The organism is Bradyrhizobium denitrificans, from assembly GCF_013179005.1.
In the GTDB taxonomy this organism is placed as follows: Bacteria; Pseudomonadota; Alphaproteobacteria; order Rhizobiales; family Xanthobacteraceae; genus Bradyrhizobium; species Bradyrhizobium denitrificans.
The window spans coordinates 18,591-41,159 of the sequence record NZ_JABFDP010000039.1 but is presented as its reverse complement, the minus strand read 5'-3'; the positions used below and the strand labels follow the sequence as shown (position 1 = coordinate 41,159).

Annotated in this window: 15 protein-coding genes; 7 read left to right on the top strand and 8 right to left on the bottom strand. The window is 67.0% G+C overall.

Going from position 1 to position 22,569, the window contains the following annotated elements:
* Positions 1–4: 4 nt before the first annotated feature.
* The 4 genes from HL671_RS33250 to HL671_RS33235 form a co-directional block, all read right to left on the bottom strand.
* Complete coding sequence (locus HL671_RS33250; protein WP_172242465.1) at positions 5–3,145, bottom strand: efflux RND transporter permease subunit; 3,141 nt, start codon at positions 3,143–3,145, stop codon at positions 5–7.
* Entirely contained in the window at positions 3,145–4,071 is a 927-nt protein-coding gene (locus HL671_RS33245; protein ID WP_012040886.1) for an efflux RND transporter periplasmic adaptor subunit, read from the bottom strand. The genes HL671_RS33250 and HL671_RS33245 overlap by 1 nt, the downstream gene beginning before the upstream one ends.
* Before the next feature lie 172 nt (positions 4,072–4,243).
* Positions 4,244–4,921: an OmpA family protein gene (locus tag HL671_RS33240; protein ID WP_172242462.1), complete on the bottom strand. Its 678-nt coding sequence runs from the start codon at positions 4,919–4,921 to the stop codon at positions 4,244–4,246.
* A 142-nt stretch (positions 4,922–5,063) separates the two neighbouring features.
* Positions 5,064–6,608 (bottom strand): caspase family protein, encoded by a 1,545-nt coding sequence (locus HL671_RS33235; RefSeq protein WP_172242458.1) that lies wholly within the window; start codon positions 6,606–6,608, stop codon positions 5,064–5,066.
* Between the two features lie 323 nt (positions 6,609–6,931).
* Here HL671_RS33235 and HL671_RS33230 point away from each other — a divergent pair, with 323 nt between their 5' ends.
* From HL671_RS33230 to HL671_RS33220, 3 genes are all read left to right on the top strand, one after another.
* Entirely contained in the window at positions 6,932–7,738 is an 807-nt protein-coding gene (locus HL671_RS33230; protein WP_172242495.1) for an N-acyl homoserine lactonase family protein, read from the top strand.
* A gap of 668 nt (positions 7,739–8,406) precedes the next feature.
* Positions 8,407–8,994: a DNA-processing protein DprA gene (locus HL671_RS33225; protein ID WP_168167857.1), complete on the top strand. Its 588-nt coding sequence runs from the start codon at positions 8,407–8,409 to the stop codon at positions 8,992–8,994.
* A gap of 189 nt (positions 8,995–9,183) precedes the next feature.
* Complete coding sequence (locus tag HL671_RS33220) at positions 9,184–10,074, top strand: efflux RND transporter periplasmic adaptor subunit (protein ID WP_012040881.1); 891 nt, start codon at positions 9,184–9,186, stop codon at positions 10,072–10,074.
* 201 nt (positions 10,075–10,275) lie between these two features.
* Here HL671_RS33220 and HL671_RS33215 read toward each other — a convergent pair whose 3' ends face one another.
* Positions 10,276–11,136, bottom strand: coding sequence for a caspase family protein (locus HL671_RS33215; protein WP_172242455.1), 861 nt, complete (start codon positions 11,134–11,136; stop codon positions 10,276–10,278).
* A gap of 430 nt (positions 11,137–11,566) precedes the next feature.
* Here HL671_RS33215 and HL671_RS33210 point away from each other — a divergent pair, with 430 nt between their 5' ends.
* From HL671_RS33210 to HL671_RS33200, 3 genes are all read left to right on the top strand, one after another.
* Positions 11,567–13,291 carry a hypothetical protein gene (locus HL671_RS33210; protein ID WP_172242452.1) on the top strand — a complete coding sequence of 575 codons (1,725 nt, stop codon included), beginning with the start codon at positions 11,567–11,569 and terminating at the stop codon, positions 13,289–13,291.
* A 180-nt stretch (positions 13,292–13,471) separates the two neighbouring features.
* Complete coding sequence (locus HL671_RS33205; protein WP_012040878.1) at positions 13,472–14,197, top strand: thermonuclease family protein; 726 nt, start codon at positions 13,472–13,474, stop codon at positions 14,195–14,197.
* Positions 14,198–14,357: 160 nt separating this feature from the next.
* Positions 14,358–15,545 carry a pyridoxal-phosphate-dependent aminotransferase family protein gene (locus HL671_RS33200; RefSeq protein WP_172242449.1) on the top strand — a complete coding sequence of 396 codons (1,188 nt, stop codon included), beginning with the start codon at positions 14,358–14,360 and terminating at the stop codon, positions 15,543–15,545.
* Positions 15,546–15,576: 31 nt separating this feature from the next.
* Here the strand turns inward: HL671_RS33200 and HL671_RS33195 are convergent, their stop codons facing one another.
* On the bottom strand, positions 15,577–17,094 hold the full coding sequence (locus HL671_RS33195; protein WP_172242446.1) for a histidine-type phosphatase: 1,518 nt from the start codon (positions 17,092–17,094) through the stop codon (positions 15,577–15,579).
* Between the two features lie 243 nt (positions 17,095–17,337).
* Here HL671_RS33195 and HL671_RS33190 point away from each other — a divergent pair, with 243 nt between their 5' ends.
* Positions 17,338–19,449 (top strand): S9 family peptidase, encoded by a 2,112-nt coding sequence (locus HL671_RS33190; RefSeq protein ID WP_172242443.1) that lies wholly within the window; start codon positions 17,338–17,340, stop codon positions 19,447–19,449.
* A gap of 15 nt (positions 19,450–19,464) precedes the next feature.
* Here HL671_RS33190 and HL671_RS33185 read toward each other — a convergent pair whose 3' ends face one another.
* Positions 19,465–21,483 (bottom strand): methyl-accepting chemotaxis protein, encoded by a 2,019-nt coding sequence (locus HL671_RS33185; protein WP_246706027.1) that lies wholly within the window; start codon positions 21,481–21,483, stop codon positions 19,465–19,467.
* 287 nt (positions 21,484–21,770) lie between these two features.
* Entirely contained in the window at positions 21,771–22,490 is a 720-nt protein-coding gene (locus HL671_RS33180; RefSeq protein ID WP_012040873.1) for a ribonuclease activity regulator RraA, read from the bottom strand.
* Between the last annotated feature and the right edge of the window lie 79 nt (positions 22,491–22,569).

Genomic DNA, 22,569 nt, shown 5'->3' with positions numbered 1-22,569 from the left:
GTTCTCACTCGGCAGCCGGCGACACCACCGAGGGCCGCGGCCGCGAGGCGTGTCCGCCCTCCGCGTCGTGGCCCGGCTCGTCCGTTCCGTCAGACACGATCAGCCGGCGGCCGAGCCGTCCGAACAGCGTGCTGAGATCGTCCATCACCAGGAACATCGCAGGCACAAACAGAAGCGACAGGACTGTCGAGAACACCAGCCCGCCGATCACGGCCAGCGCCATGGGCGAACGGAATTCGCCGCCCGCGCCGACCGCGAGCGCGCTCGGCATCATGCCCGCGACCATCGCGATCGTGGTCATGACGATCGGACGGGCCCGCTTCATGCCGGCATCGATGATCGCCTCGTCGCGTCTGGTGCCGGCATGGATCGCCTCGACGGCGAACTCGACCAGCATGATCGCGTTCTTGGTGACGATGCCCATCAGCATCATCATGCCGATATAGACCGGGATCGTGAGCTGCTTGCCGGTCAGCATCAAGGCGCCGATGGCGCCGCCGATCGACAGCGGCAACGAGAACAGGATCGTGATCGGCTGCAGGAAGGTGCCGAACAGCAGCACCAGCACCGCATAGACGATCATCAGCCCCGCCGTGATCGCCGTGATGAAGCCGGACGCCAGCTCGTTCAGGCTCTCGGCATCGTCCGACGGGATCAGCTTGACGCTCGCCGGCATGCTTTTCCGGACCGGCAGGTCGTCGATCTGCTTGGTCGCATCGCCGAGCGCCGCCAGCCCGACGAGATCAGCCGAGACCGTGGCCTGCCGGCCGCGATCGTAACGGCTGATGCTGGTCGGGCCCTGATCGAGCTTGATGTCGGCGACCACCGCCAGCGGCACGCCACCCTTCTCACCATACTGGCCGAGCGGCACGCGCAGCTGTTCGAGGATCTTCACATCGCCCCGCGCGGCATCCTCGAGCTGGACCCGGATCGGGACCAGGCGGCCGCCCGCATCATATTTCGCCAGCGCAGGCCCGACATCGCCGATCGTCGCGACGCGAATCGTCTGCGACAAACTCTCAGTCGACACGCCGAGGCGCGCGGCCAGATCGGCGCGCGGCTGCACCCGCAATTCCGGCCGGTCGAGCGACGTGTCGGACACCACGTTGGAGATGATCGGGATCCGCTTCATCTGCGACGCGAGTTCGCTGGCGACATTGTCGACCAGCTTGGGATCAGACCCCGTCAGCACCAGCTTGATCGGGCGCAGACCGTTCTCATCCGTGAACCAGAAGCGGATGTCGGGAATGGTCTCGAGATCCTTGGTGATCGCGAGTTCGAGCTCCTTCTGGGTGATCTTGCGCTCGGTCTTCGGGGTGTAGTTGACGATCATGCCGGCGCGGCGAACCTCCATCGCCCCCTGCAGCCTGCCGCCGTCGACAAAGACGCTGCGCACCTCGGGCCGCTTGCGCAGCCGCGCCACGATCTCCTCGGTGACCTTCTCGGTGTAGGCGAGTTGCGCGCCGGGCGGCAGCTCGATTGCGAGCAGCGATCGCGCCGCGTCCTGCGCCGGCAGGAACCCTTGCGACAGCAGGGTCGTGCTCCAGATCGAGGCAGCGAAGATGCCGATGCCGAGCAGCACCGTCACGAAGTAGTGTTGCACCGACCAGGTCACGATGCGCTGATAGGCGCGCAGGATGAAGCCCGGCGGCGGATCCTCGTGATCGTGATGCTTCATGAAGTAGGCCGCCAGCATCGGCGTGACGAACCGCGCGGCGAGCAGCGAGAAGAACACCTGCACCGAGACGGTAATGCCGAACTGCTTGAAGAACTGGCCGGCAATCCCCGACATGAAGCTTGCGGGCGCAAAGATCGCAATGATGGTGAGGCTGATCGCGATCACCGCGAGACCGATCTCGTCCGCGGCATCCAGCGCCGCGCGATAGGGCGACTTGCCCATCCGCATATGGCGCACGATGTTCTCGATCTCGACGATCGCGTCGTCGACCAGAATGCCGGTCGACAGCGTGATCGCCAGGAACGAGACCATGTTCAGCGAGAAGCCGAGGATATCCATCGCCCAGAAGGCCGGGAAGATCGACAGCGGCAGCGAGATCGCCGCGATGACCGTCGCCCTGAAGTCCCGCAGGAACAGCAGCACGATGATGACGGCAAGAATCGCGCCCTCGAACAGGGTCGAGATCGCAGCCTCGTAATTGCCCTTGGTGAATTCGACCGAGGTATCGATCAGCCTGAGATCGACGTCGGGATGCGCGGCCTTCACCTCGTCGATGCGCTTCTGCACGGCCGCAGCGACGACCACGTCGCTAGCGCCTTTGGCGCGCTTGATGCCCAGCGCCACCACCGGCTCGCCGTTGAAGCGCGCGAAGGTGCGGCGATCGGCGATCGTGTCGGTGACGGTGCCGAGATCGGCGAGCCGCACCTCGCCGCCGCCGAACAGCGGGATCATCGTGTTCGACAGCTCGTTCAGCGTCTTGGCCCCGGCAAGCGTGCGGATCGCCTGATCGTTCTTGCCGATCTCGGCCCGGCCGCCGGCGACGTCGACATTGGTGCCGCGCAGGCTCTGGCTGACATTCACCGCCGTGAGGCCCATGGCCTGCAGACGGTCGGGATCGAGCGAGACCAGGATTTCGCGTTCGACGCCGCCGATGCGCTCGACCTGGCTGACGCCGCGGACGCCCTGCAGCTCGCGCTTGACCACATCGTCGACGAAGAAGGACAGTTGCTCCGGCGTCTTGCCTGGCGAGATCGCCGCATAAGTCACGATCGGCAAACCGATCTTGTCGACGCGCGAGATCAACGGCTCGGTGACGTTCTGCGGCAGGTCGGAGCGCACCCGCGTCACGGCGTCCTTGACGTCGTTGATGGCGCGATCCGTGTTGGTCTCGAGCGCGAACGTAATCGTCGTGACCGAGAGGCCGTCGGTGATCAGGGACTGGATGTGGCGCGCGCCCTCGACGCCGGACACGCCGTCCTCGATGATCTTGGTGACCTGGGATTCAAGCTCCGACGGCGCCGCGCCGAACTGCGCCACCGCGACCGAGATCACCGGAATGTCGGCGTTCGGCAGCCGCGTCACCGCGAGCTTGCTGAAGCTCATCCAGCCAAGAATCAGGAGAATGAGCGAGAAGAGGATCGACGGCAGCGGGTTCCGGATCGACCATGCCGAGATATTCAGTGCCATCAGCGTACCCGCGTGCGATCGATGTCTTCGGCGAACATGGTCTTGATCTGGTCACCATCATGCAGCGAGCTGCCGGCGTCGGCGACCACGATCTCACCCTCCGCGAGACCTTCCAGGATCTCGGTCGATGTGTCGGACACCAGGCCGACCCGCACCCTGCGGGTCTCGATCGTGTTGCCCTTCACGACCTGGATGGTGAGATGATCGATCGCCGTATTGGGAACGGCGACGCCGCAGCTCCGCCTGGCGTCGATATTGGCGCGGGCGAACATCCCCGGCTTCAGCGTTGCGCTGCTGGTCAGCGTGATGCGGGCGTGGCCCAGCTGGGTCGAGCGATCGACCTGCGGCGCCACCACGCGGAGGCGGCCGATGATGTCGGGCAGATTATCGCGCGTGATGCGCGCGGGCAGGCCCGGGCTGAGCTTCAGGAGGTGAACGCTCGGGACTTCGGCGTCGAGTTCCAGCTCATTGTTCACGGCAATGCGGAACATCGGTCCGGCCTGGGGGGAGGCGGGCGCGCCGGCGATGGTACGGACCTCGGTGACGACGCCAGCCGCCGGCGCACGCAGCGACACCGGCCGGTTTGCGGCAGCAGCCGGCGCCCCCGGCTGCGGCGGGGGCGGCGTCAGGCGGGCCAGCTCCTGATTCTCCGTGACGGTGTCGCCTTCCTTGACGAGGACATCCGTCACCCGCGATCCCTCCTGGTCGGCGCCGACGACGGCTTCGCGGCGGGGAACGACAAACCCGGTGACCCGGACGAGATCGGAGAAGCAGGCCTTCACCGCCTTCGTCACCAGCACCTGCGCCTGCATCGGCGGCTCCTCGGCGGCCGGATGCGAGCGATGCTCGTAGGTGTAATAGCCGGCGAACAAAGCCACGAAGATGATCGCGCCGGCTACGGTTTTGAGGGATTTTGGCAGCTTCATCGAAGGCTCGATCCGGTCGGCGCGAAGTGCGGTTTCACGAGGAGGCGGCGCCGGCTGCAAACACAGCGCGGGAGGTCCCGACGAGACGATGCGCCCCGCAAGACTGCGGGACGCATCCGGTCAACTCGATCTCTGGCCACGCAACCCCCGTCGGCGCTATGCGGACGCCGAGCTACTTGGCGGCCGCCGTCTTGCTCTGCATATTGACCACCTGGACGCGGCGGTTCACCTCGGCGAGCGGCTGGCTCGGATCCTTGAGCTTGCTCTTGCCGTAGCCCACCGTCACCAGATCGGCGCCGGCAATGCCGAACTTCTCGACCAGATAGCGCTTGATCGAATCGGCGCGGCGCTCTGACAGATCCTGATTGTAGGCATCGCCACCCGCGGCATCGGTATGGCCGGCCACGACGAAGGTCGAGCCCTTGAGGTCGGGACTGGTCAGCGCGCGGCCGAGCGCCTGCACCGATGCGAGCGACTTCTGGCTGATATTGGCGGAATTGTAGTCGAAGGTGATCTCGAGATCGATGTTCGGCTTGGACTTGGCGACCGCCGCGATCTCCTCGCGTTCTGCCGTCGACAGCGAGCGCGTCGAACGGCCGCGGATGCTCTGCAGGAACTTGTCCTGTTCCGGCGCTGCGGCAGGCGCCGCTTCGGACGGCGGCGACAGCGACAGTCCGCGGGTCAGCGGCTTCTTGGGTCCGGCCAGCGCCCGGACGATCTGGTCTTCGGTGACATCCTCGGCAGCCTTGGCCGCGGTGACGCTCAGCGTGGCCGCGGCGCTCAGCGCCACGGCCACGAACAGGCCCGTCAGGCTGGCAGCGTAGGTCGACTTCGTCTGCGATACGGTCATTTGCCAATCCCTCCTCGCGCATGATCGGCGCGAACGCATGGTCCGGTCCCGTCGCGACACCACGTTCGCGACCCGGCTGTTCGCGGTTATGTCGGTCCGGCGCGCCGCATGGTTCGAGGCGGCCGACGCATGCGCGCAAAAATCAGCGCACGCCGTAGCTTTCGAACTCGCGGACGATATTGGGATCGATCGCCTTGGCGTTGGCGATGTCGAGCGCGCCCTCCTGCGCCGCGCCGTTGCGCTGCTTGGCTAGGCCTCGCCCATACAATGATGACGTCAGCCGCGGGTTGATCTTCAGCGCCGCGTCGAAATCGGCGATCGCGTTCTTGGTCGCGCCGCTCTTGAGGTTGACGAGCCCGCGGCTGTCGAGCGCATCGACGAAATTCGGCCGCAGCCGGAGCGCCTCGTTGCAGTCGCGCAACGCCGCCTGCAGCTCACCGACCACGGTGCGCGCCCAGCAGCGATTATTGAGGGCCTCGACATCCTTCGGATTGAGCCGGATCGTGTCGTCGAAATCGCGGATGGCCTGCGCATAGGCGCCCTTGCTGGCATAGACTTGGCCGCGCCGGTAGAGCGCGCCGGCGTCTTCCGGATTGGCAGCGATCTTGGCCGTCAGGCTCTTGATGGTCGGGTCCTCGGCGAAGGGATCCTGCACCGGCGGCGCGGCCGTTACGTTGGTGGCCGGCGCGGTGGTCGTCGGCACGGTGGTCGTCGGCGCGGTGGTCGCGATGACGGGCGACGGGGTCGGAACCGGCGGCGGCGGAACAACGGGCGGCGCCGGCGGCGCATCCGCCTTCTGGACCGGCGGGGGCGGAGGTGGAGGTGGCGGCGGGAGCGGCGGCGCCACCACGACCTGGGTCGGCGTGGGGGTCGGCGTCGGAGCCGCGACTGGCGCCGTGCTGCTCTCGACCGGCGGAGTGGGCCGCACGCCGCCTGCGCCCGGCACGAAGGAGAAGTCTTCGGCGAGCGAGGATGAGATCCACGGCACCTGCTCGCTGCGCGAGGCGCGGGTCACGCCGACCCGGGTGCGGTTCAGCGTCTCCTCCGCGGTCAGATCGGGAACGCGGATTTCCTTCAAGAGCTCCTGCACGAACAGGCTGCGGTCGCGGCCCGTATCGGACACGACCGCCGACAGCGCCGCCGAGTACATGACCAGGGTACCACTTGGCGCAATGACCGGCGCCAGTCCGGACGAGGCGGTGCGGAAGCGGCGCTCATAGGGATTGCGGCGGGACGCATCGAGCAGCGCGATCTTGACCCCGGCGCCGCGGCTGTTGATCTCCTGCAGCACCTGCTCAAGGCTGATGCCGTCGCGTCGGACATCGGCCTCCTGCCAGATCTGCGCATCAACCGGAATCATGTAGCTGGTGCGATTCGACTGAATGCCGAAGCCGGAGAAGAACACCAGCGCCACCGAGCCGGGCTTGATGCTGCCATAGAGCCGTTCGAGCCCGCGGCGCATCGCTTCGCCGGTGGCGTTCTCCAGCGTTTCGACCGTAAAGCCGTCGCGCTTCAACTCGTCGGTGAGGTCGCGCGCATCGTTGATCGGCTCTTTCAACGGCGCTTCGGCATCCGGGTATTTCGCATTGCCGATCACCAGCGCGATGCGATCGCCGGCCGCCAGCGCGGGACCAGAGAACGCCACGGCAAACATCAAACCGAGCAGCAACAGCAGGCGAGCAGTCATCACGATGGCGGTCCAGCGGTCCAGCAATCAGGCGCCGTCCAGCTTGCGCCGCGGCGACCTTAACCCACGCGTCAGGCATTATCAAATCGCCGTGACGACTCGTCAACCGCTTGGGCCGGTTGAAGAATCGCCACGGCAGGCGGATCTCGGCGGCGTCTTTCGATCGCCACAGTCGGAACATGCAACGAAGCAAGGCGAACGCCAGTGAGGCGCCTCACACTGTGTCGGGCCGCCGGTCGATCCGGTTCGCGCGCCGCAGCGATTGACGCCGCCTGCCCGCGGTGGCTCGATGCCCGCCAATGGCCATCAACGAGACGGGCATCATGGGGAACGCCGCCGAAATCTACGCGCTGCGCTATGCGACGATGTCGCCGCGCACGCCGAGCATGAACTTCCTGCAGCCGGATCCGCACGAGGCGGTCGCGCAGGACCTCGATTACTTCGTCTGGCTGATTCGCAGCGCAGGGCGCGACATCCTGGTCGACACCGGCTTCAACGCCGCCGAGGCCCAGGCGCGCAACCGCAAGCTGACCCGCAACCCGGTTGATGCGCTCGAACTGTTCGGCGTGAACGCCGCCGATATCCGCGACATCATCGTCACCCATCTGCATTACGACCACGCCGGCAATCTCGACCGTTTCCCGCATGCGCGGTTTCATCTGCAGGAGCGCGAGATGGCCTATGCGACGGGACGCTGCATGTGCAACGGCCTGCTGCGGCACCCGTTCTCGGTCGAGCACGTCACCACGATGGTGCGCCATGTCTATGGCGAGCGCGTCACGTTTCACAGCGGCGACGGCGAGATCGCCCCCGGCGTCACCGTGCACCGGGTCGGCGGTCATTCCGACGGGCTGCAGGTGGTGCGCGTCGACACCGCGCGCGGACCCGTCGTGCTCGCCTCCGACGCAGCACATTACTACGCCAATCTGCAGCGCCGCAGTCCGTTTCCGATTGTCTACAATGTCGGCGACATGGCGCTGGGCTGGGAGATCATCGAACGGCTCGCGGGACATCCGGACCGGTTCATCCCAGGGCACGATCCGCTGGTCACCGAGCTCTATCCGCGCGTCAACGAAGCTGCCGATGCCTACGCGCTCCATGTGGCGCCGTCGCGGTCGTTTGCGCGATAGCGGCGCGCCACAATCAGGTGAAGCATGAGCGTCGCGTCCACCGTCCCGACGCATGGCTGAGTTTGCCGTCGTCATCGCCCCGGCTCGACCGGGTGATGGCACCTGTATCGACCGCAGGAGCCGTCCAAACATGACATCGCGCCCTCGCGGCGCATGTCGCGTCCGAGCTGTGATCATTGCGACACCCTCTTCGAGACAAGGGCGCAGGGAGGACCAGGCCTCGGCTGAAGCCTGCGGTCCGCGTGCAGCAAAACAAGCACGCGGCAGAACCACAGGTACAGCCGAAACGACCCGGCCCTCCCTGCGCGGTGGCTTTACGGATTATACGCAAGCTCCCCGGTGACCGGGCTTGTTTGCCACCGTGGCGACAAAGCGCGCTTGGCGCCTTGCGCGGACCTCAGCGTCGGGAGGCCAGGACCCTGCGACTTCACCGTCCGCGACATGGCGTACGTCGGCGTGCCCCGCACGCTGCACCACATCGCGGCCATCGCATCCCACCCCAACGCATCGTGACGTTCGCGAAGCGCCCCTCGTCAAATGAGGCAGGACGGGCGGAACTCTCCACCCGATTTGCCCGACGTCGCAAGCGATTTCTTTTTTCCAGAACATCTGGACAGGCCAAATCAGCTTAAACTCACGAGACAAATTCGGCGATGAGGTGCTGCGGCGTGAACGCGCGCGATCTTGCCGCGGCACACCTCCGATCTGCTGTCTCGAAACGATTGGATGCCAAAGCGAGCAAAGGAAGAGACGATCGGCAAAGCAAATCGGCGGCCACCGCTGTGAGAGAAGGATCTGTCTGCATGGACGGCGCATCGAAGGTCGTCGGCATCGTCGGGTCACGGCACTTTCCGAGCCGGGCTCTGGTCGAATCCTTCGTGACCTCGCTGCCGTGCGACACCTGCGTGGTCTCCGGCGGCGCGCAGGGTGTCGACACGTGGGCGATCGAGGCGGCGCGGAGTCTGGGCTTGCCGACCTTGATCATTCAGGCCGATTGGAAACGGCATGGCCGGAAGGCTGGCCCTCTCCGTAATGCTGAATTGGTTCGGAGAGTCGACGAGATCGCTGCCTTCTGGGATGGTCGCAGCCGCGGCACGCTCAATACCGTGATGCTCGCGCTGCGGGCCGGGCTGCCGGTGCGAATCTTTGGTGAGAACGGCGAGATCCTGGCGACGGACTTCGTCGTCAAGGAAGCCGAGCGCCGCGGCGTCGTCGCGGCCATGAAAGCGCCAGGTGCCGGCGAGGGCGATCCGTAGCCTTGCGCGTTGCCGGGAGTTGCGCAGCCGCGAGGAAATTCGGGCTCGTTCAATCAACCACGACGCTGAACGTCGCGGCCGGCTGGCGCGACTATACGAGGACGCGGGGTCGGCTGGCCCGGCGGCGGCGCGTCTGCTATCCCGAACGCAGCCGTTCGAATGGATTGGGTTCGCGAGGATCGGTTTCGCATGAGACATGCCGCAATTGCCGCCACGTCCCGCCGGATGCCGATGCTCACGGCGCTCGGCCTCCTGGCATTGGGCGCGGCCGCGAGCCCGGCCATGGCGGCCGAGGACACCGCGCCCAGAGGCGCCGCGGTCAGCGTGCTCAAGGCGGCCAAGGCCTGCTTCGACAACACCGTCGAGGTGTCCGGCATGGTGCTCGCCCGCGACGAGACCGCGGTGCGGCCGGACCGTCCCGGACTGAAAGTCGCCGAGGTCCTGGTCGATGCCGGCGACACCGTCACCGCCGGGCAGAACCTGGCGCGGCTGACGCCGCCCGAGGGCGGCACGATCATGGTCCAGGCGCCGGTCGCCGGGACCATCCTGACATCCACCGCCACCATCGGCGCCTTCGCCTCCGGCCGCGGCGAGGCGCTGTTCTCGATCATTGCCCGCAACGAATATGACCTGGTGGGCTTGGTGCCGAGCGCGCAGATCAACCGGCTTGCGGTCAACCAGACGGCGCGGATCCGGATCGTCGGCGCCGGCGAGGTCGACGGCAAGATCCGCCGCATCGCGCCCACCGTGGAGCCCAACAGCCAGCTCGGCCAGGCGTTCATCGCCATCACCGGCAACGCCCGGCTGTTGGTGAATGCGTTCGGCCGCGCGGTCATCAAGACCGGCCAGAGCTGTGGCGTCGCGCTGCCGCTGACCGCGATCCTGTATGATCCCGACGGGACCGTCGTGCAGGTGGTCCGCAATCAGCGGGTCGAGACCAAGCGGGTCGAGATCGGCCTGATGGCCGGCGGCCAGGTCGAGATCCGCGACGGGCTCAACGAGGGCGAGGTGGTCGTCGCCCGCGCCGGCGCGCTGTTGCGGGAAGGCGACCCGGTGCGGCCGGTGCTCGCGAGCAACTGACGGGCGGCGACGTGGCAAGGCGCGCCGCTGGCCGCTCGGCGAAGGTCGGGAGCCGCTGCGGCGTGCGCGGTGGGCTCCCTCTCGCCGCGGGCGGCGGGGGCGGGGAGAGGCGCAGACCGAGCAAGTCGCACGGGTTTGCTGCCACTCGTGAATAGCGGCAGCCGGTACAAATCAGGAAGATCGTTGGAGAGCGGCCGAGGCTCAGCTGCCGGCGTTGGCGACATCGGCGCTGAGGCGGATGTCCTCGACCAGCGACGATGACACGGTCGGCACCTGCTCGCCGTCGGAGCTGCGCGCGATCGCATTGCGGGTCTTGTTGAACACCGTCTCGGCGCTCGGGCTCTTGCCGAGCTGATTGAGCAGCTCCGAGACGAGCACGCTGTTGGCCTGCTGCGGGTCGTCGAGCACCTTGCCGGGCGTCGCCGACGACATGATCAGCGCGTTGGCGGGCGCGTTGATCGGCGCGAGGCCATGCGAATAAGCGCGGAAGCGGCGCTCAAAGGGATTGCGGCGCGAGGCGTCGATCACGACGAGCTTGGCCCGGGCGCCCTTCTCGCTGACGGCGTCGAGCACCCTCTCGATGCTGGTGCCCTCGCGACGGACGTCCGCTTCCTTCCAGATCTTGGCATCGGTCGGGATCATGTAGCTGTCGCGGCCCGCCTGGATCGCGTAGCCCCCGAAGAACAGCATCACTACCGAATCCGGTTTGATTCTCGCGGTCAGGCGCTCGACCGCGCGGGCCAGATCGTCCTTGCTCGCGTCCTCGACCACGTCGACGTCGAAGCCGCCGCGGCGCAGCGCGCCGGTCAGCGCACGGGCATCATTGATCGGCTGGGCCAGCGGCGCGTTGGCGTCGGGGTAGTGACCATTGCCGATGACGAGCGCGAGCCGCGCGCCGTTGCCGGTCGATGCAACGCCCCGCTCGGCGGCGGCAGATTTTGGGGCTTCGAGCGAGCGCTTGTTCAGGGCAGCATTCGCGCCGATCGCGAGCGACACCGTGCAGAGCAACGCGGCGGCGATCACGGCCGAACGGCGGGAGAAGGAAGGCTGCCTTGCGGTCATCACGTCAATCCTGGTCCGAGCCTGTCCATGCGGCGCCAAAGGATCGCACCTTTGGGTCGCGCGGGCGCCTCTGAGGTTTGAGGGGTTGCGAGACGATGTGTCGTCGAATTGCGCGCAATTTGCGGCACCGCAACGAAGAAAGGCTTAACCCGAACCCGCAAGCAGGGCAACATCCAAACACCGTTGACTTTTCAAGCACTTGTAAATCAAGGAAAATTTAACCATGGCGCCGTTCTCCAAAGGGTCTCCGCGGGACCGCCCGAATGCCACATTGCGGCCAAATCGCCGGTCGGAGCCGTGATCCCGGTCACGTTGTCTTTGCCCGCGCCGCATGCCAGTTTGACGGGTGCATGCGTGTGACGAGCCGTTTGCCGGGCGTTTCGAGCAGCGCATGCCATTGATCCCGCCTCGACAACCCGCGAGTCCCATTTTGAGTTTCCAGTATTTTGCCGGCGCGGCCTGCCGCGCGCTGACGGCCCGCAAGGACGGTCCCTCACTCTACGAGGTCTGCGATCCCATCCTGCGCCAGCCCGGCCGCGGCGACCCGCATCTGGCCAAGTTCTACCGAACCGCGCTCGGCAATCCCGCACTGCGCGCTCTGTTGCGCCGGGCCGGCCTGCCGGAGTTGAAAGAGCCGGCGCGCCTCGCGGCGCTGCGCGAGGCGCTGGTGCTCGCCCGCGACAATCCGACGCCGGACTGGGAGGCGGTCGGCCGTCCGATCGCCGAACTGGTCGACAGCATCGCGCTGCGCCATCCGGCGCCGCCGCGCCGGACGACCGCCGTCACGATGCCGCCATCCAGCGAGATCGACCGCGTGATCCGGGCCTGCGGCGCCGACCTGCTCGGCTCCTACGCGCGCAACGGCTTCATTCCGACCTACGCCGCCTTCAACCTGATCGGCGATCCCGATCTCGGCGGCCGCGAGGTGCTGATGGCGCTCAAGGGCCTCGACGCCCGCGGCTACAAGAACTCGACCTTGCTGTTCAACCTGGCCCGCGTCTTCATCGCCCGTTCGCCGGCCGCGGCGGTGATTCATCCGCCGTGGCGCGGCATCGCCGAGCCGATGTGGGAGCCGGTGCAGATCCGCCACCGCTCGGCCTATTACGACGCCTTCTTTACCGAGGCGCTGCTGAGCTACGTCGAGACCGGCCTGGCCTCGCCCGATCAGACGCTGGCGGCGCGCGGCGCGATCGGCGACATGGTCGCGTTCTGCCTCGCCACGAGCCGCGAGGAGGTGCGCGGCGCGGACGGCAAGAGCTACAACGTCGTCACCGCGCTGGCGCCACCGCCGCATCCGCGCTTCTCGCGCTTCTTCACCCAGATCAAGCAGGATCTCGGCTTCGGCGTTTACGTGCCCGATTGCGACACGACGGCGTGCTCGTTTTCGGCGGCGACGCAGGCCGGCTCGGATGATCCGATCCTCGCGCAGCCGCTGGTCGACTTTTATGCCGGCTATCAGGTCCGCGCCGGCAGCAACGAGCCGCGGGTGACGGTGCCGATCAACGACAATATCGACTATGAAGGCGGCATCGCGACCTGGATCGACAGCCTGGCCGGCGAGCGGCCCTATGGCAACGACCTCGATCCGACCTTGAATCTCGACGTGCTCGAAGTCTCGTTCCGCAACCTGTCGCGCTGGCAGATCCTGGAGACCGAGGGCCGGCTCGACGTCGTCAGGCGGATCGTCGGTTTCCAGCAACGGCTGGTGATCAGCGGCGCCTTTGCCGATCCGCGGTCGCACATCTATTATCTGCCGGAGCTGTATTGCGCCTATTTCGGCCGCTGCTACCACGCCTTCATGGCGCTGCCGCCGGCCGCGCGGCAGGCGATCGATCCCGACGGCGCATTCGAGCTGATCCGGTTGCGCGTGCTCGCTTATGTCGAGGACGAGCTGATCGGCCGCGAGATGAACCCGTTCGACGCGGCGCTGGCGCTGATCGCGCTCGGCCATCTCGGCGGCGCCGCTGCGAGCTTCGCTCCGGCCGTGCATTGCATCGTTGCAGCGTTCGGCGAAGGCGGCCGGCGGCATCCGTACCGCGCCTATGAGTGGAACAAGATGAAGACCCCGACCCGCATCCTGGTGGGCGGCCCGGAGGTCACCTCGGCCTTCGTGCTGATGGGGCTGGCGTTGGCGCGGCGGGTTGTGGCGCGGTGAGGGAGCTCGCCGCCGTCGCGGCGACCGCGCGGGTCCAGCTCCCGGGAGGGCCGGCCTCTTAAAATTCCGCCACCATCGCGCGAAGTTGAGCGGCTCACGCGATCACGGCGCTGGAACCGCCAGGCGATCCGCCGCACAATCGTGTGCATTGTTCCAGCCGAGGATGAACACGCCCCCTTGATGCCGATGAAAACAGTTTCCCTCGCCCTGCTCCTGCTGCTGCCGTCGCTTGCTCACGCCGCGGAGATCACCGGCATTCCCAAGATCCGCGAGGCCGACGGGATCACGATCGGCACGACGCGGATCCGGCTTGGCGGCATTGACGCGCCGTCGGTCGATCAGCTGTGCCTGAACAAGGATGGCGAGCGCTGGACCTGCGGAGTGGCGGCGCGCGACGAACTGATCAAGCATGCCGACGGCAAGAGCTGGGTGTGCCATCCACGCGCGATCGACCGCCGCGGCCGCCAAGTGGCGCGCTGCGATGTCGATGGCGAGGACATCCAGAAATGGCTGGTGCGCAACGGCTGGGCGCTGGCCTATCGCACCGTCTCGCACGACTACGAGCCCGAGGAGGCAGAGGCCCGCACGGCCAAGGCCGGCATGTGGCAGGGCGCCTTCATCGCGCCATGGGACTGGCGGGTGCGCAACAAGAAGACCACGATCCTCGGCGCCACCAAGCCGCCGGAGAGTGCCCGCAACATCCTGCTCGCCTCGGCCTCGGGCCCGGTTGCGCCGTCACCCGACTGCACCATCAAGGGCAATGTCAATAGCGCCGGCGAGTGCATCTATCATACGCCGCAGAGCCGCTGGTACGCCCAGATCAAGATGCATGTGTCGAAGGGCACGCGCTGGTTCTGCTCGGTCGAGGAGGCCGAGGCCGCCGGTTGCCGCGAAACCCGGCGCTGAGGCTACGCTGCGCCGGCCGGCCGGGGCATGCCAGCCCCCCGGCTTCTCCGGCTTTTCAGACGCGGCCGCGCCACGTACAAACGGCTCGGGCCGAGCGCCTGCGACGGCCCGCCATCACCCCGACGCCAATCGCAAGACCACATCGCCAAGGACACCGACTATGACCGTTCGCGCGGGCCGGGAATTTCTGGCCATCCCGGGACCCACCACGATGCCCGACGAGGTGCTGCAGGCGATGCACCGCCCGGCGCTCGACATCTACTCCAAGCAGATGGTGGAGCTGACCGACGGCCTCATGGCCGATCTCGGCCGCCTGTTCGCCACCAAGGGCAAGACCTACATCTATATCGCCAACGGTCATGGCGCCTGGGAAGCCGTGCTGTCCAACGTGCTGTCGCGCGGCGACAAGCTGCTGGTGCTGGAGAGCGGCCGCTTCGCGATCGGCTGGGGCCAAGCGGCGCGCGCCATGGGCGCCGAGATCGAGGTCATCAGAGGCGACTGGCGCCGCGCGGTGCGGCCGGCCGAGGTCGAGGCGCGGCTGCGCGCCGACCGGGAGCACACCATCAAGGCGATCGTCGTGGCGCAGATCGACACCGCCTCCGGCGTCGTCAACGACGTCGAGGCGATCGGCCGCGCGATCAAGGCGAGTGGCCATCCCGCGCTCTACATGGTCGACACAGTGGCGTCGCTCGGCTGCATGCCGTTCGAGATGGATGCGTGGGGCATCGACGTCGCGATGTCCGGCTCGCAGAAGGGCCTGATGACACCGCCCGGACTCGGCTTCGTCGCGGCGAACGCGCGCGCGCTCGAGGCGCATAAGCGCGCCAATATGCGCACGCCCTATTGGGACTGGAGCGAGCGCGAAGGCGCCGAGCACTATCGCAAATATGGCGGCACCGCGCCGGTGCATCTGTTGTTCGCGCTGCGCCAGGCCATCGACATGCTGTTCGCGGAGGGGCTGCCGCACGCGTTCCGCCGGCACCAGTTGCTCGGCGAGGCCGTGCGCCGCGCGGTCGCGAAGTGGAGCGAGGGCCAAGTGATCGGCTTCAACATCGCCGATGCCGCCGAGCGCTCCAATACGGTCACCACCGTGCTGGTCGGCGGCGGCTATGATCCCGCCGTGCTGCAGAGCTACTGCAAGGAGCAGTGCGGCGTGGTGCTCGGCACCGGGATCGGCGATCTCAGCGGCAAGGCGTTCCGCATCGCCCATATGGGCCATGTCAACGCGCCGATGGTGCTGGGCACGCTCGGCGTGATCGAAATGGCGCTGGTGGCGTTGAAGATCCCGCATGGCCGCAGCGGCCTCGATGCCGCGATCCAATGGCTCGGCGAGAGCGTCAGCGCCTAGCCTTTTGCAATCGCTGCGGGTGGATCGTCGCTCAGAAGCCGTAGCAGCGCTTCAGTTCGTTCCACGCGTAATACGGGCTGTCGTCCTTGACCGGAAAGCAGCCCTGCTTGAAGGCGATCTCCTTCTCGTCATAGAGCATGCGGACGAGCAATCGACCGTCGGTGGTCCGAAAGGCATCCCATTGGATGTTGGCGCTGAACGACGCGACGTCCCGTCCGGTCCAGCCATTGTGGTCGTCGAACATCACGCCGAGGGGCTGCTGGGTGGCGCTGTGCGGCAACTTCAACAGCGCGGCGAACGGAATGACCGTCTCGGCGTGCGCGAACCGCAGCCGGGCGGCCTCATGCAGGTCGCCGGCGGCGATCCGGTCCATTGCGGCAACGAAGTCGTCGACAAGCGGCTTGGCCATTGCGAAGGTGATCGTGCGCCCGGCAAAACCAGGCCCCTTCTCGTAGAAGTCGTCGGTGTCGCTGACGCGCGCAAACTGGTCGGCCTCGTCGGGGGAGAGGAACGGAGTGAGGGTGATCGGCCCGGAGCCATCTGCATTCAGCGCCGGAGCCTGCTGAAACACACCGTAAACAGCAAGGGCGACGTCGACGCTGTTCGGTGTCGCCGGGCCGTCCTCGGCGTTCGGTTTCACCGTGACCATACCCGCGTCGAGCGCCGCGACGATTTGCACGCCGACGAGCGGGGTCAGCAGTTCGCGGGCCGCGGCTGCCGTCTTCAGAGCCAAGCGGACGGCTTTCTCGGCAGCCAGCAGGTCGGGGTCTCGTTTCTTGTAGGCCTGGTAGGCCGCGTTTTCCGGCTGCTTGAAGAAATACAGCGTGGTCGGATCGGAAACCGGCGCCTTGATGAGCTTCGCGGCCCAGGGAACGGACTGGCCGAGCGACAGTGCGAAGATCTCGCTGCTGTCGATAGCGCGGTCCTTGCCGGAGTTTATCACCGTGATCGTCCGGCCTTGGCGGGCTGCGTCGGCAAACAGTCCGGGCAGCCGTTGCGCGAGCCGCTCGGCGAGCTGCTTTTGCTCGCTGCGACCTCGGGTGCTCAACTGACCAAGGCCCACAGCGTCGTTAACCTTCTGTAGCGCGGCTGTGCGCCGCGCGAGTGTGGCACCCTTTTCGGTGAGTGTGCCGGCAGCCTTCGCCGCGTCGAGCACCTGGAGGACGACGGCGAAGTCGTCGTCGCTGGTCGCCGCGCGTGCGCCGTGCCGGGCAAGCAATTGAGTGAAGACCGGTATGGCCCCGGCGGGAGGTGGGGTGAGATCGTGCAGCCCGCCCCTCGGACCGTAAGGGGTCTTCGTCGCGAGGGCGTTCTTGTGGAAGTCACCGAAATCGTCCGGGTCCCAGGGGGCGACCCGCGGGATCGCACCGACCGGCGCGGGGGTCGTCGTGAGTGTTCCGGCGCCGCCGGGCGCAGCGGACGCGGTTGCTGTCGAGTTGCTCGCTGCCCGCGAGGCCGCCGTCCCTGCGCACGGAAGCACGGCGATCGCCGCGATGGCAACAGTCAGGCGGGCGAGCAACGCGCCCGCGCGGAATGGTATCATGATCATGCGTCAGCAGTCCCACCTTGGCGTCGCCAAAAAAAGGCGCTCGGCCGCAGCCTCCACCACGATTGCGTGAGCAACGCGGGCGCGCCCAGGGCTGGTCCGCATCCGCGGATTTTCACGGGATGTCGCCCCACCCGGCGCAGCGCCGATCGCTAACGCCTTTTTTCGCCGCGAGATGACCGTATGGCAATTCGCCATCTGCCGCCCATATCTCGGGAACCCATTTCAGCATCATCGAGGACCTGAGTGACACAGCCGATCAACGCCACGATCGCCGCGCCGGTGGCGCCGCGCCGCAGCCATTCCTTCACGCGCCACGGCATCACCGTCCACGACGACTATGCCTGGCTGAAGGATGCGCGCTGGCAGGAGGTGCTGCACGATCCCTCGCTGCTCGACGCCGACATCAGGGCATATCTCGAAGCTGAGAACGCCTATGCCGAAGGCGTGCTCGGCCACACCGCGCCGTTGCAGAAGAAGCTCGTGGCGGAGATGCGCGGCCGCATCAAGGAGGACGATTCCTCGGTGCCGTCGCCGGACGGGCCCTACGCCTATTTCCGGAAATATCGCGAAGGCGGGCAGCACGAGCTGTTCTGCCGCATGCCGCGCCATGGCGGAGCGGAGACGATCGGGCTCGACGGCGACGCGCTCGCCAAGGGTCATGACTATTTCAAGTTCGGCGGCAGCCGGCATTCGCATGATCACCGGCTGGTCGCCTGGAGCGCCGACACCAAGGGCTCGGAATATTTCACCATCCGCGTCCGTGACTGGGATAGCGGACACGACCTCGACGATCTCGTCGAGGAGAGCGATGGCGGCGTGGTGTGGTCGCGCGACTGCAAGAGCTTCTTCTACGTCAAGCTCGACGACAATCACCGCCCGATGCAGGTGTGGCGGCACAGGCTCGGTACCCAGCAGTCGGACGACGTGCTGGTGTATGAGGAGAAGGACACCGGCTGGTTCACGCATGTCCATGAATCGACCTCCGGCCGGTTCTGCGTCATCGCCGGCGGCGATCACGAGACCTCGGAGCAGCGGCTGATCGATCTCGATGCTCCCGAAGCGCCGCCGCGTCTGGTGGCCGCGCGGGAAGACGGGGTGCAATATGCGATCGCCGATCGCGGCGACGAGCTGTTCATCCTCACCAATGCCGACGGCGCCATCGACTTCAAGATCGTGACCGCGCCGCTGGCGACGCCGGAGCGCGCCAATTGGCGCGACCTCATTCCGCATCGCGCCGGCATCTATGTGCTCGACCACGATCTCTACGCCGGGCACCTGGTGCGGCTGGAACGCGCCAATGCGCTGCCGTCGATCGTGATCCGTGACCTCGCCTCGGGCGAGGAGCATGCGATCGCGTTCGACGAAGGCGCCTATTCACTCGACGCGATGGGATCCTACGAGTTCGACACGACGAATCTGCGGTTTTCCTATTCGTCGATGACGACGCCGTCGGAGGTCTATGACTACGACATGGTGACGCGCGCACGAACCCTGCGCAAGCGGCAGGAGATTCCGTCCGGGCACAATCCGGCCGACTACGTCACCACGCGCATCATGGCCAGAGCGGACGACGGCGCCGAGGTGCCGGTGTCGCTGTTGCACCGGCGCGACTTCAAGGCCGATGGGTCGGCGCCGCTGCTGCTCTACGGCTACGGCTCCTACGGCATGGCGATGCCGGCCTCGTTCTCCGCCAACCGGCTGTCGCTGGTCGACCGCGGCTTCGTCTATGCCATCGCGCATATCCGCGGCGGCACCGACAAGGGCTGGGGCTGGTATCTCGACGGCAAGCGCGAGAAGAAGACCAACAGCTTCGACGATTTCGCGGCCTGCGCCCGCGCTTTGATCGCGGCGAACTACACCAGCGCCAGGCGCATCGTCGGCCATGGCGGCAGCGCCGGCGGCATGCTGATGGGCGCCGTCGCCAACCGTTCGGGCGAGCTGTTCGCCGGCATCGTCGCCGAGGTGCCGTTCGTCGACGTGCTCAACACCATGCTCGACGACACCCTGCCGCTGACGCCGCCGGAATGGCCCGAATGGGGCAACCCGATCGCGAGCGAGAAGGACTTTCGCACCATCCTGTCCTACTCGCCCTATGACAATGTCGCGGCCAAGCCTTACCCCGCGATCCTCGCGATGGCCGGACTCACGGACCCGCGCGTCACCTATTGGGAGCCGGCGAAATGGATCGCGCGGCTGCGCGCGACCATGACCGGTGGCGGTCCCGTCCTCCTGCGCACCAACATGGGCGCCGGCCATGGCGGCGCCTCCGGCCGCTTCAACCGGCTCGACGAGGTCGCGATCGTCTACGCCTTCGCGCTATGGGCGGTCGGGCTGACGGAGAAGGCTGCGGCCTGACGCGTCGGTCGCGGTTCAAGCAGCGTTGCGGCCGCGGTTCACGCTTGCGTCGCGCAGGCGGGCAAAGAAGGCCTGCACTTCGGCGGCGAGCGCATCGGCGGCGCTCGACACGCTGCCGGAAGCGCCGAGCACGTGATCGGCGGAACGGTTGGTCTCGCGGATGGCATCGCCGACGGTGGTGATGTTGCTCGCGAGCTTCTGGGTACCTGCGGCCGCCATCTGGACGTTCTGCGAGATCTCGCGCGTGGCAGCGCCCTGTTGCTCGACTGCGGTCGCGATCGCCGAGGTCACCTCGTCGATCTCACGCATCGCCAAGCCAACCTCCTTGACGGACGCCACCGCATTGCCCGTGGACGTCTGGATGCCCTGAATATGCTGCGCGATCTCCTGCGTCGCCCGCGCGGTCTGCTCGGCCAGCGACTTCACCTCCTGCGCGACCACGGCAAAGCCGCGGCCGGCATCGCCGGCACGGGCCGCCTCGATGGTCGCATTGAGCGCGAGCAGGTTGGTCTGCGCAGCGATGGCCTGGATCAGATCGACCACCGAGGAGATGCTCTGCGCGGCCTGCGCCAGCCCTTCGATCTCGCTCTCCGAACGCGCCGTCACCGAGCCGGCTGCGCGCACCGTGGTGTTGGCGCGCTCGATCTGGCGGCCGATCTCCTGGATCGAGCTGGCGAGCTCCTCGGCGGCGGATGCGACGGTCTGCACGTTGGAGGCGGTCTGCTCTGACGCCTCGGCAGCGGCCGAGGCCTGCTCCGTGGCCTGGCCGGCCACGCCGGTCAGCGTCCTGGCGGTGTGCGTCATCTTGCCGGCATTGTCGCCGACGGTGCCGAGCAGTTGCTCCGAGGCGGCACGGAACTGCGCCACCGCCGCTTCCATGTTGCGGCTGGTCGCCTCGCGCAGCTCGGCGGCCTCGGCCACCTCCTTCGCGGTCTTCTGCTGCGCGATGACGTTGTCGCGGAAGCGGGCCACCGATTTGGCGACATCGCCGATCTCGTCGCCGCGCCTCGCGTCGAGAAATTCGACGCTGGTGTCGCCGCCGGACAGCCGATCAGCATCGCGGACCAGCGAGGTCAGCGGCGCGCTGATGCTGCGGGCGATCAGGATGGCGATCGCAATGCCGAGCAGGCCGGCAAGTACGGCCAGGGTCTGCTGCATCGCTGTCGCCGAGCTGATCCGCTCATGGGTCTCCTTCACCGTCGTGGAGAACGAAGCGCGGATGTCCTTCTCCGCACGGTCGATGACCTCGATCGCCGCAGCCGTGAGCGGCGCCACGTCCTTGTAGTAGACCTCATCGCCGCGCAGCATGCTGGCGGAGGTCTTGTCGAAGGCCTCCGCATAGCGGACGAGGCCCTGCTTGACCTCGTCCAGCAGCTTGGCCTGTGCCGGCGTGAGCTCACGCTTCTCGATCTCAGCGACCTGCGCCATCGCCTTGCCGAGATTGCTCTTGAAAGTGTCGCGGCCCTTGGGATCGCGGGTCGCCAGGAAGCGCCAATTGGCGACACGCACCAGCAGCACCCGGCTCTCCAGCGCCCGCGCCGCGTCCGCGAAGTCGCTGGCCTGCATCGCGTCCAGGAATTTCTGCACGTCGGCGCTCATCTTGTCGCCTTCGGAAAACAGCGCCGTGCGGCCGGTGGAATAGACCTTGACCGCCCCGCCGAGGGCCGTGCGGGCCTCCTGAATGGCCACGATGCTCTTCTGCAGCTGCCGCGCGCTGTCGCGTTGCATGTCGGAGCCGGCCTCCTTGGCGCTCTGCTCCAGCATCGTCGCGGTCGCACCGAGACGCCGCTCAGCCTCTGCGAAGGACGCCTCGTCATTGTCGAACTGATAGCGCAGCAGAGCCCGGCGAATGGCCTGGAGCTCGCTCGAGATCTTGACGACGCCGATCGCGTTCTCGGCCTGGGTGCTCAGCCGCTCGACGCGTTCGGAGGTCGCGCTGGATTGCCAAAGACCGAAGCCGGCCATCAGCAGTCCCAGAGCCACCAGCACACCGAAACCGCCATACAAACGCGTCTTGATCTTCATACCGCTCATGCCCGTGGACTGATTTTCTTGGGACCTGCGCGGAGGTACGGCTCGCACGCGGTTCTCGTTCTCCGCGCGCGACCATCACGACCACCAGATCGTCGGCCCGGACGATTCATCAATAGGTGAGCGCGTTTAAGGGAGCGTGAACTTGGAACCTGCGGCGCGGCGATTTGAGCGGAAAGCGTGCTCAGATTATCAGCACAATCACGCTTAGGTAGACCCGATCGGTATCGACGTAGTTGAGCGTGCTGCGCCGACGACGGGGCCGGCGCCTGATGCAGAGACCGAACGCGTCAGCGCCCGTTCCTGGCCCGCCAGGCCGCGAAGTCCTGCGGGGTCTGCGGATCGGTCGGCGGATAGAGGCCGAGGATGGACCGGCCTTGCGCGACCTGGTCAGCGACGAAGTCCTCGAACGCCGTCATCTCGAAGGTCTCGTCGGCGATCTCATCGGCGATGCCAGCTGGGATGACGATGACGCCATCGGAGTCGCCGAGAATCACATCGCCGGGAAACACCGGGGCATCGCCGCAGGCGATCGGGCCGTTGATCTCGATCGCATGATGCAAAGTGAGATTGGTCGGCGCGCTCGGGCGCTGGTGAAAGGCGGGAATGCCGAGCTTGGCGATCTCGGCGGAATCCCGGAAGCCACCGTCGGTGACGACACCGGCGACGCCGCGCTGCTGCAGGCGGCTGACCAGGATCGCCCCAGCCGACGCCGCCCGCGCGTCCTTGCGGCTGTCCATCACCAGGACAGCGCCGGGCGGACATTCCTCCACCGCCTTGCGCTGCGGATGGCCGCGATCCTTGAACACCTCGATCGTATTGAGGTCCTCGCGCGCCGGGATGTAGCGCAGCGTGAACGCCTCGCCGACCATCGTCGGCTGCTGCGGGCTGAGCGGATGAACGTTCTGGATGCACTGGATGCGCAGGCCGCGCTTGAACAGCGCGGTGGCGACGGTGGCCGTCGACACGGTCTTGAGCTTGTTGCGGGTGGCGGTGCTGAGTTTGGTCATGTCCTGCTCGCTGCGCTCCCCTCCCCGCTGCGAGGAGGGGCAACCGGACGCGGACGCGGCCGGCTTCGTTAGGAGACGC

Bases quoted from the DNA above. Each gene is read 5' to 3' on its own strand.
- HL671_RS33250 (WP_172242465.1), bottom strand. From the start codon at position 3,145: ATGGCACTGAATATCTCGGCATGGTCGATCCGGAACCCGCTGCCGTCG.
- HL671_RS33245 (WP_012040886.1), bottom strand. From the start codon at position 4,071: ATGAAGCTGCCAAAATCCCTCAAAACCGTAGCCGGCGCGATCATCTTC.
- HL671_RS33240 (WP_172242462.1), bottom strand. From the start codon at position 4,921: ATGACCGTATCGCAGACGAAGTCGACCTACGCTGCCAGCCTGACGGGC.
- HL671_RS33235 (WP_172242458.1), bottom strand. From the start codon at position 6,608: ATGACTGCTCGCCTGCTGTTGCTGCTCGGTTTGATGTTTGCCGTGGCG.
- HL671_RS33230 (WP_172242495.1), top strand. From the start codon at position 6,932: ATGGGGAACGCCGCCGAAATCTACGCGCTGCGCTATGCGACGATGTCG.
- HL671_RS33220 (WP_012040881.1), top strand. From the start codon at position 9,184: ATGAGACATGCCGCAATTGCCGCCACGTCCCGCCGGATGCCGATGCTC.
- HL671_RS33215 (WP_172242455.1), bottom strand. From the start codon at position 11,136: ATGACCGCAAGGCAGCCTTCCTTCTCCCGCCGTTCGGCCGTGATCGCC.
- HL671_RS33205 (WP_012040878.1), top strand. From the start codon at position 13,472: ATGCCGATGAAAACAGTTTCCCTCGCCCTGCTCCTGCTGCTGCCGTCG.
- HL671_RS33200 (WP_172242449.1), top strand. From the start codon at position 14,358: ATGACCGTTCGCGCGGGCCGGGAATTTCTGGCCATCCCGGGACCCACC.
- HL671_RS33195 (WP_172242446.1), bottom strand. From the start codon at position 17,094: ATGATCATGATACCATTCCGCGCGGGCGCGTTGCTCGCCCGCCTGACT.
- HL671_RS33185 (WP_246706027.1), bottom strand. From the start codon at position 21,483: ATGAGCGGTATGAAGATCAAGACGCGTTTGTATGGCGGTTTCGGTGTG.
- HL671_RS33180 (WP_012040873.1), bottom strand. From the start codon at position 22,490: ATGACCAAACTCAGCACCGCCACCCGCAACAAGCTCAAGACCGTGTCG.